We start from the raw sequence: 13,532 nt of genomic DNA, 5'->3' as shown, positions 1-13,532 counted from the left end.
GTAGATTGGCGAGGGTTTCCATTTCCGGTTTGTAAAATCTCTCTTCCGAAGGGCCAAAACATGACAACGCTGACATTCGAGCTTCCGGACGGCACCGAAGTTGCCGTAGACGTACAGCACCTGCTCAACGCCGGTTACGCAGGCCGTGAACAGGATGAAGTGCAGGCGCACATTCAGGAACTTGCGGAGCTGGGTGTCCCGGGCCCGTCCGTGACTCCGGCCCTTTACCCAGTGTCCCCCTACCTGGCCCAGCAGGTTGACGAAGTCAGCGTGCAGCACGGCAAGACCTCCGGTGAAGCGGAATGGGCGCTGGTCATCAGCGACGCCGGAACGCTGCTGACCGTGGCGTGCGACCACACGGACCGTGAGCTGGAAGTCCACGGCGTGGCCTGGAGCAAGAATGCCAGCCCCGACGTCCTGGGCCGCCGGGCCTGGCGGCTGGATGACGTCCGCGGCCACCTGGACGACATCACGCTGAAGGCATGGGTTGGTGCCGGCGAGGTACCGGACACGCTGATCCAGGACAGCTCGCTCGCAGCCCTGCTGACCCCCGACTACTGGCTGGACATCCTCGCCGAGCGCGGGCTGGACAAGCCCGGGACCGTCCTGATTTCCGGGACCGTTGCCATGCTGCACGGAGTGGATCAGTTCTCCCGCAGCTGGAAGGTCGAGATGTCTGACCCGGTCACCGGCGAAACCCTTTCGCTGGGCTACGGCGTGCGTCAGATGGCTGAACCGATCGGCTAATTGCCGCCAGCGGGGCATGGCGGGCAGCTGCGGCTGCCGGCCATGCCCTGCCCGCCGGCGCCGGAGCGCAGATGTCATCTGGCGGCGTCATGCACGGCGCCGCGCGCAGCTGGACTGGCAGGATGGGCACATGGCCAAACCGTTTACCCTGGTGCAGCTGCGCTACTTCTCGGCCGTGGCAGCAGCGGAGAGCATGACTGCCGCATCACGCGAACTCAATGTCACCCAATCGGCGCTCTCCGCCGCGGTCTCACAGCTGGAGAAGGACCTCGACGTGCAGCTCTTTATCCGCGGACGGCAGCGGGGAATGCAGCTGACCGCGGCGGGCAGGCAGTTCGCGAAGGACCTGGCGCCCTTCCTCGAAGAAGCCGACGCGCTCTACGAAGCTGCCCGCGGCTACTCGGATGCACTCACGGGTGAACTGCGCGTGGGAGTCTTTGCTCCGCTGGCACCTTTCCGGGCCCCGGTAATCCTGCAGGCCTTCGAAACCGCCCACCCCGGGGTGCAGCTTTCATTCCTCGAGGGAGACCAGGAATACCTGCGCCGTTCGCTGCTGGAAGGCGAATGCGAACTCGCCCTGATGTACGGCCTCGGACTGGACGAAGGCTTCACCACGAAGGTCGTGGAGCGGATCTCCGCCCACGTGATCGTCGCGGAAGACCATCCCCTGGCCGCCAGTCCGGACGGCGAAGTGTCCCTGGCCCAGTTCGAAGACGAACCGCTGATCCTGCTGGACCTGCCGCACACCCGCGAATATTTCATGAGCCTCTTTGCGGCCGCCGGAGTGCGCCCCAAGATCCGCCACCGCGCTTCCGGCTACGAGACGGTGCGTTCCTTCGTCGCCCGGGGACACGGCTACTCGGTGCTGAACCAGCGGCTGCACCATGACCAGACGTACGCCGGGGGTCGAGTGGTTCCCCTTCGGCTGACCGATGACCTGCCCGGAATCGAAGTCATGCTCGTCCGCCCGGCCGGAGTCCGCCCAACCCGCCGCGCCCTCGCCTTCGAAGCCGTCTGCGGACGCCTGTACGGAGCGGGCAGCTAGTCTTCGCATCGTCAAAATCGATGAGAGCCTTCAGAAACATCAACTGGACATCTGTGACGCAGGTCACCAGAGTTGACCCATCATCATCTCTGCCCCGCCGGTGGCAGGCCGGTGGATCCCCGCAGCGTCGCGGAGATGCCGGCCCGAGCCGGTACTGAATCCCCCAGGAGTGCAGTTGAACAGTTCAGAATCACGTTTCCGCGGCGTTAAGCAGCCTGCGGGCCACGGACGGGCCGCGGGAAACGCTGCCGACACAAGTCCTCAGCAGCCGTTACGTGCCCGAAACGGCGGGCAACGGGGCCAAAACCCGGTGTGCGTACGGTGGCTCCCATGACTACGAACGAAGTGACTCCGCACGACACCAGTGTCCAGTCCGCTCCGGCGGAAGGTGCCAAGCCCCGCATCACAGGCATGCAGAAGCGTGTCCTTGCCGGCGGCAGCGTTGGCCAGTTCATCGAGTTCTACGACTTCGCGCTTTACGGCCTCTCCGCCGTCGTGCTGTCCCAGCTCTTTTTCCCCAGCGAAAGCGCCTTCATTGGCCTGCTCTCCACCTTTGCAACCTTTGGCGTCGCCTTCCTCATCCGGCCGCTGGGCGGACTGTTCTTCGGCGCGCTGGGAGACCGGATCGGCCGGCGCCGCGTCCTGTACATCACGCTGGTTTCAATTGGTGCCGCAACGGCCGCAATCGGCCTGCTCCCAACCTATGCAACCATCGGCGCGCTGGCACCGGCCCTGCTGGTGCTGTGCCGGCTGGTGCAGGGCTTCTCGGCCGGCGGCGAATCGGTGGGCGCGCCGTCGTTCGTCTTCGAACACGCGCCGGCGAACCGCCGCGGCTTCTGGCTCAACATCACCCTCGCTGCCACCGCGCTGCCCTCCGTGGTGGCCGGAACGCTGATCCTGATCCTCAGCCAGTCCATGAGCGACGCCGACTTCCAGAGCTGGGGCTGGCGCATCCCGTTCCTGCTGGCACTGCCGCTGTCCCTCTTCGGCCTGTGGATCCGCGCCAAGACCGAGGAAAGCGAAGTCTTCAAGGCAGTCCTGGCCAAGAACCAGACCAAGGAATACAGCCCCATCCGTGAGACCTTCCGCACCAACAAGGTCCGCATGCTGCAGGTCATCTTCGTGATGGGCCTGACCGCCATGGGGTTCTACTTCCTCTCCGGCTACTTCGTCTCCTACGTCCAGACCACCGGCAACCTCAGCCGCGACCAGTCACTGCTGGCCAACGCCGCGGCCATGGCGTTCTACGCCATCCTGCTGCCGCTGGGCGGAATCATCGGCGACAAGGTTGGCCGCAAGCCCATGCTGATTGCCGGCTCGGCCGCGCTGGCCGTCTTCGCGGTTCCCTGCTTCATGCTGGTGACCAGCGGCGTGCTGGGGCTGGCCATCCTGGGCCAGCTGCTCTTCGTCATTCCGCTCTGCATCTACGGCGGCGGCTGCTACACCTTCTTCGTGGAAATCTTCACCACCAAGACCCGCTTCACTTCCGCAGCCATCAGCTACAACGTTGCCTATGCCATCTTCGGCGGCACCGCACCGTTCGTGGGCACCGCACTGGTGGCAGCGACGGACGTGGCGTACTCACCGGGCTTCTACATGAGTGCCGCAGCCGTGATCGTGCTGCTGCTGCTCACCCTCACCAAAGTGCCGGAAACCCGCGGCCGCATGGGCTAGCACCGTCCGGCACAGCCGCACGGACCAGCCCGCCTGACTCAAAGGAAAGAACCATGACTTCACCCCAGGCCTTCCTGAAGGACTTCCACGACGTCGCCGCCATCGGCGCCACCGCAGCCAACGGCGTCGACCGGCAAGCAGCCACCGCTGAAGACAAGCAGACCAGGGAATGGTTTGCCGCCTATGCCGAGACCCGCGGCTGGGAGGTGCGGGTGGACAGCATCGGCAACATGTTTGCGCTGATCGAGCTGGTTCCCGGCGCACCGTACGTCCTGGTCGGCTCGCACCTGGACAGCCAGCCGCTGGGCGGGCGGTTCGACGGCGCGTACGGAGTGATTGCCGGCCTGCACGCCGCCTCCCGGATCACCGAACGCCTGCAGGCCGGAGGCGGCACGCCGGTTTTCAACCTGGCTGTCGTGAACTGGTTCAACGAGGAAGGCGGGCGGTTCGCGCCGTCCATCATGGGCAGCTCCGTGTTCGCGGGGCTCATGGATGAAGAAGCCATGCTGGAGGTCCGTGACCTCACCGGGATTTCTGTCCGGGAGGCCCTGTCCGGAATCGGGTACCTCGGCACTGATCCACGGCCGGAGGTGGCCAGCTACGCGGAAATCCACATTGAGCAGGGCCGCATCCTGGAACGCGAGCAGCTGCCGCTGGGTGCCGTCGACTATTCCTGGTACACCCAGAAACTGGACATTGAGGTGCTTGGCGAACAGTCGCACACCGGAGCCACGGCCATGGCGGACCGGCACGATGCCCTGGTGGCAGCCTCCAAGGTGGTGCTGCTCGTCCACGACGTGACGAAGAAGTTCGCAGATGAAGCACTGGTGTCCTCGGTGGGGCGGATGACCCTGGAGCCGAACTCGCCGATCGTCGTTGCGCGCCGCGTCCATCTGGTGGCGGACCTGCGCTCGGCCTCACCGGAGATCGTGGCCGAAGCGCGAGCGTCCCTCCTCGCTGACATCGACGCCATTGCCCGCGAACACGACATCACCATCAACGTGAACGACTTCGACATCCGCGGCATCCAGTACTACCCGGAGGAGGGGCTGGAGCTGGCCGAGAAGGTGGCAGCGGAGCTGGGCCTCGGCATCCGCCGGATCCAGACCATGGCCGGCCACGACTCCGTGGCGCTGAACCGCATCGCCCCCACGGTGATGATGTTCATTCCCTCCGTTGACGGAGTGTCCCACTGCGAACGGGAGTTCACCACGGACGAGGACATGGTTGCCGGCCTGGACGCCCTCACCGAACTGGGTTGGAAGCTGATCCACGGTGCCCTGACGGACCAGGCCACGGGTCCGGCAGCATGAGCACGCCGGTGACCGGCGAAGACCTCGCTGCACGTGCCGCAGGGAACGCGCCGCTGCACTATCTGGACGCTGTTTCCGCGCTGGAGCTGTTCCGTTCCGGGACCCTCTCGCCCGTTGAACTGCTGACGGCGGTCGCGGAGCGGACGGAGACCGCGAATCCGGCCGTGAATGCCCTGACGGAAACCCTGTTCGACGACGCCATGGTGCAGGCGCGGGAAGCCGAAGCGGCGTACCGCAGCGGTGACACAGGGGAGCGTCCGCTGCTGGGGTTGCCCGTGGCGACCAAGGAGAAGCACGCCCTGGCCGGGCGCAGCCTCTCGCAGGGCCTGCTCGCCCATGCCGGTACTGTAGCCGCGGCGGACCATCCCGTGGTGGCGCGCATCCGGGCTGCCGGCGGTATAGTGCACGCCCGCACCACGTCTCCGGAGTTCAGCTGCGCCACCGTGACGCACAGTCCCATGTGGGGCGTTACCCGCAATCCCTGGAACCTGGACCGCTCACCCGGCGGCTCATCCGGCGGTGCGGGAGCGGCCCTGGCCGCGGGCCTGGCGCCGCTGGCAACGGCGTCAGACATCGCGGGATCCACCCGCCTGCCGGCGGCGTTCACCGGAACTGTTGGATACAAGGCGCCCTACGGCAGGATCCCCGGACAGGCTCCGCTCTCCGCCGATTGGTACCGGGGCGACGGACCCATGGCACGCACGGTTGCGGACACTGCCCTGCTGGCCAACGTGATGTCCGGCCGCCACCCGGCGGACCACGCCTCCTTCGGCGGTCCGGGCATGCTGCCGCTGCGCTATCCCGACGCCGGCGAGCTGGCCGGGGTGCGCGTGGCACTGTGCCTGCGGCTGGGCGACTATCCGCTGGATGCCGCGGTCGAAGCCAACACCCGGGCCGTTGCCGCAGCGCTGCAGGGGGCCGGTGCCGTGGTGGAAGAAGTTGAGCTGCCGTGGACCACTGCCGGTATCCGGGAGACCATCTTCACCCACTTTGGCCACATCCTGGGACCTGCCATGGAGGAGGCCACCGCCGGGGACCAGGAGCAGCTGGCCTCCTACACGCGCCGGTTCATGGCGGATGCCCGCGCCGCCGCGGAACGAACAACCCTGGTTGAGGGACTCGCTGCCGAGGCCAGGATTCAGGCGGAGCTGGCAACGGCAATGGCCGGTTTCGATGTGCTGCTCTGCCCCACCTCGGGAGCCGGTTCACTGGCTGCGGAAGGGGACTACCTGGACGGCATTTCGGTGGCCGGGCGGACGCTGCAGCACTACTGGGAAGGCCACCTGACGGCTCCGTTCAACATCACCAACCGCTGTCCGGTCCTGGCCGTGCCGTCCGGATTCGGTGCCGACGGCGTCCCTACCGGTGTGCAGGTGGTGGGCCACCCGTTTGCGGAGGAATCCGTGTTCCGCCTCGGTGCTGCCATCGAGGTGCTGCGTCCCTGGGCGGGGCGGTACCCGGAGCTGTAGCGCGGCGCCGGACCCGCCCCACAAGTTCAGCCGTGCCGCACGCCGTCCCCGGCAAGCACCGCGCGGTAGCCTTCCCGGAAGGTGGGGTAGCTGAACTCGAATCCGGTGGAAAGCAGCCGGGTGTTGGACAGGCGCCGGTTGCCGCCGCGCGAGGAGTTCGACGGCTCTTCCGGCCCCAGTTCCGTACCCAGCTCAGCGGCCAGGAAGCGGAGTACCTCCCGCTTCTCCACGGGTTCGTTGTCCACCCCGAGATAGAGGGGCGCGGGGTCAGCAACGGCGGTGGTCAGGTGCACGATCGCCGCGGCGGCGTCATCGCGGTGGATCCGGTTGGTCAGCTGTCCCTGCCCGGGATCCGCCGTTCCGGACCGGACCTGGTCGATCAGCCGGGTGCGCCCCGGGCCGTAGATCCCGGCCAGGCGCAGCACTATGGCATCCGGCCGGCGGGCATGGAGCAGGTCCTCGGCTTCGCGGATGACGGCGCCGGTCACTGACGCCGGGGCGGTGGGGGAGTCTTCATCCAGCCAACCGCCGCCGGCGTCGCCGTAGACCGCGGTGGAGGACACGAAGAGGATCCGGCGCGGATGCACGCCGTCCCGGTCCAGGGCGTCCAGCACATTGGCGGTCCCGTCCACGTAGGCGGAGCGGTACGCGGCTTCGGAGCGTTCCCGGGCCGCCGTTGAAATCACGACGACTTCGGTATCCGCCGGGATGGTCGGCAGCGAGCCGGTCAGGTCGGCGGCCTGGCCAGTCAGGGGAGCGGGAATCTTCTCGGCGGAACGGCGCCAGCCCAACACGGAAAAGCCGGCCGCGGCGAACCGCAGGCCGGCTTCCGTGCCCAGGTCACCGCAGCCGGCAATCAGGACAGTCATGGCTTTAGTCTGCCAAAGATCTAGTCGGGCAGTGAGGCGAGGACCTGGCGGGCCACGTCGACGCTGGACTGCGGGTTCTGCCCGGTGACCAGGTTGCCGTCGGTGACCACGAAGCTTTCCCACGCAGGCCCGGACTCCACAAGTGCGCCCTTCTCGGCCAGCGCGTCAGCGACCATCCAGGGAGTGTTCTCCCCGGTGCCGCCGTTCAGCTCCTCTTCGTTGGTGAAGACGGTGAGCCGGCGGCCGGAGAACGCGAACCCGGTTTCCGGGGTTTCGGCGCTGAGCAGCGCTGCCGGGCCGTGGCAGAACGGGGCGATGAGCATGCCGGCGTCATTCGCTGCAATCAGGATCCGTCCCATGTCCCAGTCGGTGGCCAGGTCCGCCATGGGACCGTGGCCACCCGGGATGACGACGGCGTCGTATTCAAGGGGTGCGACGTCGGCGAGTGCCATGGGCGCCTCCAGTTCCGGACGCAGCTCCTCCAGATAGGACTTCAGGCGGGCCGCCTTTTCCTCTCCGCCTGCCTGGTCCGGCTGCAGGCTGATCGCATCTACTGTGGGAGCCTTGGCACCGGGGGTGGCGAAGGTGATGCGGTGGCCGGCTTCAGCCAGGGTGCGGTGGGCTTCGACCAGTTCCTCGGCCCAGAAGCCGGTGGGGTGTTCGGAGCCGTCCTTCATGGTGAGGGAATCAGCGGCGGAGACAACCATCAGGATGTTGTTCATGGGGGGTCCTTCCTTTGGGGATGGGATAGCGCTGGGGAGGCGGAGCTAGCGGGCCGCGGCGTCGATCGCTTCGAAGGTCTCGTCGTCCAGCACCAGGTCCCGGGCGCCCAGGTTCTCTTCGAGGTGGGCCACCGATCCGGTGCCGGGAATGGGCATCATGACCGGTGAGCGCTTCAGGAGCCACGCCAGGGCTACCTGGGAAGTGCTGGCACCGAGCTTCCGGGCGGCGTCGTCCAGCACTCCTCCCGGCTGGGCCAGTTCGCCGGCCGAAATAGGGGCCCAGGGGATGAACCCGATTCCGTTGGCAGTGGCGTACTCAAGCACGTCCTCGGAAGAGCGGTCCGTGAGGTTGTAGCGGTTCTGCACGGTGGAGACGGTGAAATGCCTGCCGGCTGCTTCCAGCTGTTCAACGCTGACCTGGGACAGTCCCAGCGCCTTCACTTTGCCTTCCTTCTGCAGGTCGGCCAGGACGCCGAACTGCTCCTCGGCGTCCACAGTCGGGTCGATGCGGTGCAGCTGCAGCAGGTCCAGGGAATCCACCTTCAGCTTGCGCAGGCTCAGCTCGGCCTGCTGGCGGAGGTACTCGGGGCGTCCCAGCGGAATCCATTCGTCCGGGCCGGTGCGCACGAACCCGGCTTTGGTGCCGATCTTCAGTCCGTCCGGATAGGGGTAGAGCGCTTCGGCAATGATTTCTTCGCTGATGTTGGGGCCGTAGGAGTCTGCGGTGTCGATGAAGTCGACGCCGAGTTCGACGGCGCGGCGCACCACCTCGACGGCGGTGCCGCGGCTTTCGGGCTCGCCCCAGACGCCGGGGCCGACGATGCGCATGGCACCGAAGCCAAGCCGGTTCACGGTGCCCAGGTCCTTCAAGTCGATGGTTGCGGACAAGGTGTTGTTCCTCTGCTCAGTCATGTCGGGGTACAACCCAATACTAAGCAGGCTTATTCCTTTTTTGCGTGGCAAATGCGGACCGAAGCTGTCCGGGCAGGTGTTTTTTTGGGTTCGCGCCGGGGCGTATGTTCCTGCGCATGGACTGGAAAATAGAGCTTGTTCCCGTGCCGGTGTCCGACGTCGACGCCGCGAAACACTTCTACGTGAACCAGGTCGGTTTTGCAGCCGACCATGACCAGCGAGTGGATGAATCCCTGCGGTTCGTGCAGCTCACACCGCCGGGTTCGGCCTGTTCCGTGGTGATCGGTGAGGGGACTACGGACATGGTTCCCGGCACCCAGCGGATCCAGATAGTGGTGCCCAGTGCCGTCGAAGCCCGCCGGCACCTGCTCGAGGGCGGCGTGGCAGGGGTCAGCGAGGTGACGCCGCTTGAATGGGGAACCTTTGTCTACTTCAGCGACCCGGACGGCAACCAGTGGTCACTGCAGGAGCCTCCGGCCCGGCCCGCAGCGTAGGGGCGCAGGGCCGGAAGCAGCAGGGCACCGGAAGTGGAGCGGTCAGCGTCCGGCGGTACTGTTTTCCCGCACCCGGCGGTAACTCTCCGGGTCCAGCCCGGCCTCGGCCCCGCCGGTAAGGAGCACGGTCACATCCGGGTGCAGCTGCAGGAGAGACGCCGGCATCTTCGGCGTTACCGGACCGCTCAGCGCGGCGGCAATCGCGTCCGCTTTCTGCGGACCGGAGGCCAGCAGCACCAGGGACCGTGCTTCCCGGATGGTGCCCAGTCCTTGCGTCAGCGCATGCGTCGGAACGTCACCGGGTGAGGGGAAGAAGCGGGCGTTGGCTTTCCGGGTGCCGGCTGTCAGCTCGACCACGCGCGTGCGGGAATCCAGTGCCGAGCCGGGTTCGTTGAAGGCCAGGTGCCCGTTTCCGCCGATGCCCAGGACCTGCACGTCAATGCCGCCCGCAGCGCGGATCAGTTCCTCGTAGGCGGCTGCTGCGTGCTCCGGGTCAGGGGCGCCGCCGTCCGGCACGTGGATCCGGGCCGGGTCCAGGCCCAGCGGCTCAACGACTTCCCGGCGCACCACCTCGCGGTAGCTCTGCGGGTGGCCCGTGGGCAGGCCGAGGTATTCGTCCAGCGCGAATCCACGCAGCTGCGGCAGCTCCCGTGCCCGCCGGGCCAGCTGCTCATACAGCGGCAGCGGGGAGGAACCGGTGGCAATGCCGAGGACTGGACGGGCACGTGCAGCCAGCCGTTCCAGGACGGCATCCGCAGCGGCCACGCCCTGGTCCAGGGCGGAGGCGGCAACCAGGACCTGCACGCTCATGCCCGGGTTCCTTCCCGGGAAAGGGAGCGTGCCAGCTCCGGGTCAGCCGGCGCCCAGTCCGCCAGGCCCAGCAGACCGGCGGCGTTGGCCCCGAAGATCTTTTGCACGTCAGCTGCGGGCATGCCCATTTCCCAGCAGATCCGCAGCTGGTCCACCAGGTAGCGCCGGGCGTAGCCGCGCGGGAACCAGGACGAGTCGGTGCCGAAGACTATCCGTTCCGGCCCATGAGTCTCGTAGAACCGGCGGAAAAGGTCCTCGAGGGTGAGCTTCTGGGCCATGAACCGGACCCACTGGTTTGAGCCGGAAGTGTCAACCAGTACGTTGGGGCAGGCCCACATCAGGAACAGCACCTGCTGCACGTGCTGGATGCCGAAGTGCGGCACCACGAACGTCACGTCCGGATGCCGTTTGGCCACAGCCTCCAGCCACGCGGGTTCAATCATCGCGTTGTGCGCAATCCCGCCGGCGGAGCCGCAGTGCCCAAAGTGGATCAGCACGGGCACCTGGTACTCCGCCGCAACACGCCAGAGCGGATCCGCAGCGGGATCGTCGACCCGGGAGGACATCAGCGGAGCGAAGAGCTTCAGGCCGCGCAGACCGTCGTCGCGGACCGCCCGGCGGAATTCCTCCACTGCACCCGGCGCGAAGGGATCGGCCATGGCGGCCAGGCCCAGGAAACGCCCGGCACCACGTTCCACCAGGGCAGCCATTTCCCGATTCCCGCCGGCGGTGACAAATGCCGCGTGTTCAATGTGGTGCTGGTCCAGTTCAGCGGTCCAGCGCTCGGCTTCCGCTTCCCACCCGGTGTCCTGGGCGGCGCTTTCCGGGTCCGCAAAGTCCCAGCTGCGCCGCCACTGCGCGGACATACCGGCCACCTTGGCGGCCCGCTCCGCGGCGGCGGGGCTGGATTCCTCGCATGCGAACTGGCCGCCGGAGAGCTGCCGGGTCAGTGGATCGAACGGCATCCGGAAATGCAGATGGAAGTCGATGATTGACAGGCCCTGCACCACAGGGCGGTTCCCGATCCGGGAGACGTGCACGGTTCCTCCTACAGGGACAGCGGCTGGGGTTCGGGGAGTACGACGGCGCTGCGGCGTTCGGGAGCGGTAGCCACCAGCTCGGTGGCGTAGCTGACCGCGGCGGCCAGGGCCTGGGCAGGCGTGTCCCGGCGGGCGAGGCAGGCCAGGAACGCGGCGTTGAATCCGTCTCCGGCTCCGGTGCTGTCCACCGGGGTCACCGGTCGGGCCGCGGAGTGAAGCCAGGTTCCGTCCGGAAGTGCCAGCCCGGCGCCGTCGGCTCCGAGTTTCGCGGCCACCAGCGTGGACGTCTGCTGTGCCAGCTGCAGGGCGGCGTCCTGCGGATCCGGGTTTCCGGTCAGGCCGGCCAGCTCGTCGCTGTTCGGCAGGAACAGGTCAACGGAGCCGAGCACGCTGTGGACCTCCGTGCGGACGTCCCCGGTCCAGCCTTCGGCAGGCCAGCCGGTGTCCAGCACCGTGAGGGCCCCGTTGGCGTGTGCTGCGGCGAAGAGCTCAACGGCGGCGTTCCCGCGCAGTTTGGGCAGCAGGAAATAGCCGGCCAGCACCACGGTCCCGGCCCCCAAGGCGGAGGTAGGAACGTCCTGCGGGGTCAGCTCCGCCATGGCTCCGAGGGAGGAAATGAACGCCCGGTCCCGCCCGGGTGCCTCCACGGCGACGGTGATGCCGCTGGGCAGCCCGGCGTCACGCACCAGCTCTGCCCAGAGTCCGGGCAGGGCCAGCTCCTGTTCCACCAGGCGGGTGGAAGCGTCGTCTCCTACCTTGCTGACCAGGACGGTTTCCTGTCCCAGCCCTGCGCAGCGGACGGCGAGGTTCCCCGCGGATCCGCCCAGCCGGATGTCGATGCCCGGCACGATCGCTTCGGTTCCGGGCTCCGGGAGTTCGGCTGCTCCGGACACCATGATGTCCAGGTTGGTGTTCCCTACAACGGTGATGCCGGCCTGCGCACCGCTCATGCCGCGGCCGCCAGCGCCTGGGCGCGTTCCAGCAGGGCGGCGCGCGCCGCATCAATGCCGGCACGGAGTTCCGCGGCACGTACGGCGAGGGCACGGGCGGTTTCCGTGGCGAGGTCCGCGGTGGCGGTGACGGCCTTGATACCGGGGCTGCCGGCCTGCGGCCGGTCCAGGATGCGTCCCGGGTCGGTTCCTGCGGCGAGCACCAGGTCGGCCAGGTCCGCGCTGATGTTCCCGGCGGCGAGGGCCTCGGTCACCTGCTCCCGTGACCACGCTGTGGGGTCAGCGGACTTGAACAGCCGCCCGACGACGTCGTGCGCTCCGCGCCAGGGCACCCCGGCCACTGCCAGCGCTTCCGCCACTGACGTGGTGGTGGCGCCGGAGCGGACAATCTCCGCCTTGTCCGGAAGCCGCAGCACGGTGAATTCGCCGAGCAGTCCGTCCAGCATCCGCACGAACCGGATCACCCGGTCCGAGGCACGCCACAGGTGCTTCTGCACATCGGTGGTCGCGTTGTTTGAATCTTCGTACCAGCCGGAGTTGATGTTCGCGTAGGTGGCGGACATGTCCGCGGCGGCGGCACCGGCCATGGAGACCATGTGCTCCAGCACTACCGGGTTCTTCTTCTGCGGCATGATCGAGGAGCCCTGGGTGTACGCATCCGGGGTGGCCACCCAGCCGAATGTCATCCATTCCAGCAGCACCCGGGAGAAGCGCGCACCGGTGGCGCAGATCCGTGCCTGCGCGGCGGCCAGGCGCATAAAGTGCTCCGCCCCCGCCACCGCCTCGTAGCTGGACGTGAACGTCGAATCGAAGCCCAGCAGGTCCGCGACCGTCTGCGGGTTGATCGGCACGTCGGATCCGGTGAACGCCGCGGAACCCAGCGGGGACACATTCATCTCCGCGTAGATGTCCAGCAGTTCCCGTCCCTGGCTCAGCAGGGCTTCGGCCAAGCCCCCCATAACGTGGCCGATAGTTGTGGGCTGGGCGGGACGGCGGTGGGTGAAGCCGATGATGAGCGCGTCGGAGTGCCGGCGGGCCAGCTCAGCGGCATCGGCGGCGGCCTGGAGCACCAGGTCCGCCTGGTCGAGGATCTGGCGCCGGAGCACCATCCTGAACGCGCCGGCATCGAGGTCGTTCCGGCTGCGGGCGAGCTGGACGTCCAGCTCCGAAGTGGAGATGCCGCAGGCAGCGGCGAGCTGCTGTTCCATGAAGTAATACGGGTCTTCCACGGAGCCGTCGAAGGCGTATTCCTGCCGGCCGTCCGTGATCCGTTCCCACAGTTCCAGCAGGCCCTTCTCCAGCCTGGCGGAGCGTACGCGCGGGAGGATGCCTTCGTCGTCGAGCATCCAGACGTGCGCCAGGGAGGCTTCCACCATGGGCGGATAGATGTTGGCGGCGGCCTCCTCGAAGGCGTCGCGCAGGTGGTTGTCCCAGTAGACGGACAGGTCCGGGCGGTCGGTCAGGAGCGGACGGGAGGGGGTAGTCAT

General features: G+C 67.5%; 13 protein-coding genes. 6 read left to right on the top strand and 7 right to left on the bottom strand.

What is annotated here, in order from left to right:
- Positions 1-60: 60 nt before the first annotated feature.
- From ACSLGO_RS13875 to ACSLGO_RS13855, 5 genes are all read left to right on the top strand, one after another.
- Positions 61-747: a DUF2848 domain-containing protein gene (locus ACSLGO_RS13875; RefSeq protein ID WP_263128445.1), complete on the top strand. Its 687-nt coding sequence runs from the start codon at positions 61-63 to the stop codon at positions 745-747.
- Positions 748-877: 130 nt separating this feature from the next.
- On the top strand, positions 878-1,792 hold the full coding sequence (locus ACSLGO_RS13870; RefSeq protein WP_152274846.1) for a LysR family transcriptional regulator: 915 nt from the start codon (positions 878-880) through the stop codon (positions 1,790-1,792).
- A gap of 330 nt (positions 1,793-2,122) precedes the next feature.
- Positions 2,123-3,466 carry an MFS transporter gene (locus ACSLGO_RS13865; RefSeq protein ID WP_091607196.1) on the top strand — a complete coding sequence of 448 codons (1,344 nt, stop codon included), beginning with the start codon at positions 2,123-2,125 and terminating at the stop codon, positions 3,464-3,466.
- Between the two features lie 53 nt (positions 3,467-3,519).
- On the top strand, positions 3,520-4,779 hold the full coding sequence (locus ACSLGO_RS13860; protein WP_386886655.1) for a M20 family metallo-hydrolase: 1,260 nt from the start codon (positions 3,520-3,522) through the stop codon (positions 4,777-4,779).
- The gene (locus ACSLGO_RS13855) at positions 4,776-6,248 is read left to right on the top strand and encodes an amidase (protein WP_436401310.1); all 1,473 of its coding nucleotides are present in this window, start codon (positions 4,776-4,778) and stop codon (positions 6,246-6,248) included. Before ACSLGO_RS13860 ends, ACSLGO_RS13855 begins: the two co-directional genes overlap by 4 nt.
- A gap of 26 nt (positions 6,249-6,274) precedes the next feature.
- On the opposite strand, the gene ACSLGO_RS13850 is transcribed toward ACSLGO_RS13855, so the two are convergent.
- The 3 genes from ACSLGO_RS13850 to ACSLGO_RS13840 are packed head-to-tail and all read right to left on the bottom strand — an operon-like array spanning position 6,275 to position 8,751.
- Positions 6,275-7,117: an SDR family oxidoreductase gene (locus tag ACSLGO_RS13850; protein ID WP_400504378.1), complete on the bottom strand. Its 843-nt coding sequence runs from the start codon at positions 7,115-7,117 to the stop codon at positions 6,275-6,277.
- A gap of 20 nt (positions 7,118-7,137) precedes the next feature.
- The gene (locus ACSLGO_RS13845; RefSeq protein WP_091607185.1) at positions 7,138-7,839 is read right to left on the bottom strand and encodes a type 1 glutamine amidotransferase domain-containing protein; all 702 of its coding nucleotides are present in this window, start codon (positions 7,837-7,839) and stop codon (positions 7,138-7,140) included.
- Positions 7,840-7,884: 45 nt separating this feature from the next.
- Complete coding sequence (locus ACSLGO_RS13840; protein WP_377956093.1) at positions 7,885-8,751, bottom strand: aldo/keto reductase; 867 nt, start codon at positions 8,749-8,751, stop codon at positions 7,885-7,887.
- 116 nt (positions 8,752-8,867) lie between these two features.
- On the opposite strand from ACSLGO_RS13840, the gene ACSLGO_RS13835 reads away from it, so the two are divergent.
- Positions 8,868-9,245 carry a VOC family protein gene (locus tag ACSLGO_RS13835; RefSeq protein ID WP_436401309.1) on the top strand — a complete coding sequence of 126 codons (378 nt, stop codon included), beginning with the start codon at positions 8,868-8,870 and terminating at the stop codon, positions 9,243-9,245.
- Positions 9,246-9,287: 42 nt separating this feature from the next.
- Here the strand turns inward: ACSLGO_RS13835 and ACSLGO_RS13830 are convergent, their stop codons facing one another.
- Genes ACSLGO_RS13830 through ACSLGO_RS13815 form a run of 4 tightly spaced genes read right to left on the bottom strand, consistent with a single transcriptional unit; the run spans position 9,288 to position 13,532 of the window.
- The gene (locus ACSLGO_RS13830) at positions 9,288-10,049 is read right to left on the bottom strand and encodes a glucosamine-6-phosphate deaminase (protein ID WP_436401362.1); all 762 of its coding nucleotides are present in this window, start codon (positions 10,047-10,049) and stop codon (positions 9,288-9,290) included.
- Between the two features lie 2 nt (positions 10,050-10,051).
- Entirely contained in the window at positions 10,052-11,095 is a 1,044-nt protein-coding gene (locus tag ACSLGO_RS13825; RefSeq protein WP_436401308.1) for an amidohydrolase family protein, read from the bottom strand.
- Between the two features lie 8 nt (positions 11,096-11,103).
- The gene (locus tag ACSLGO_RS13820) at positions 11,104-12,045 is read right to left on the bottom strand and encodes a carbohydrate kinase family protein (RefSeq protein ID WP_436401307.1); all 942 of its coding nucleotides are present in this window, start codon (positions 12,043-12,045) and stop codon (positions 11,104-11,106) included.
- Positions 12,042-13,532 carry a lyase family protein gene (locus ACSLGO_RS13815; protein WP_436401306.1) on the bottom strand — a complete coding sequence of 497 codons (1,491 nt, stop codon included), beginning with the start codon at positions 13,530-13,532 and terminating at the stop codon, positions 12,042-12,044. The genes ACSLGO_RS13820 and ACSLGO_RS13815 overlap by 4 nt, the downstream gene beginning before the upstream one ends.

The organism is Arthrobacter sp. IK3 (genome assembly GCF_051337705.1).
Lineage (GTDB): Bacteria > Actinomycetota > Actinomycetes > Actinomycetales > Micrococcaceae > Arthrobacter_B > Arthrobacter_B koreensis.
Note: the sequence above shows the minus strand (reverse complement) of the source record. Positions and strands in the feature narration are given on the sequence as shown.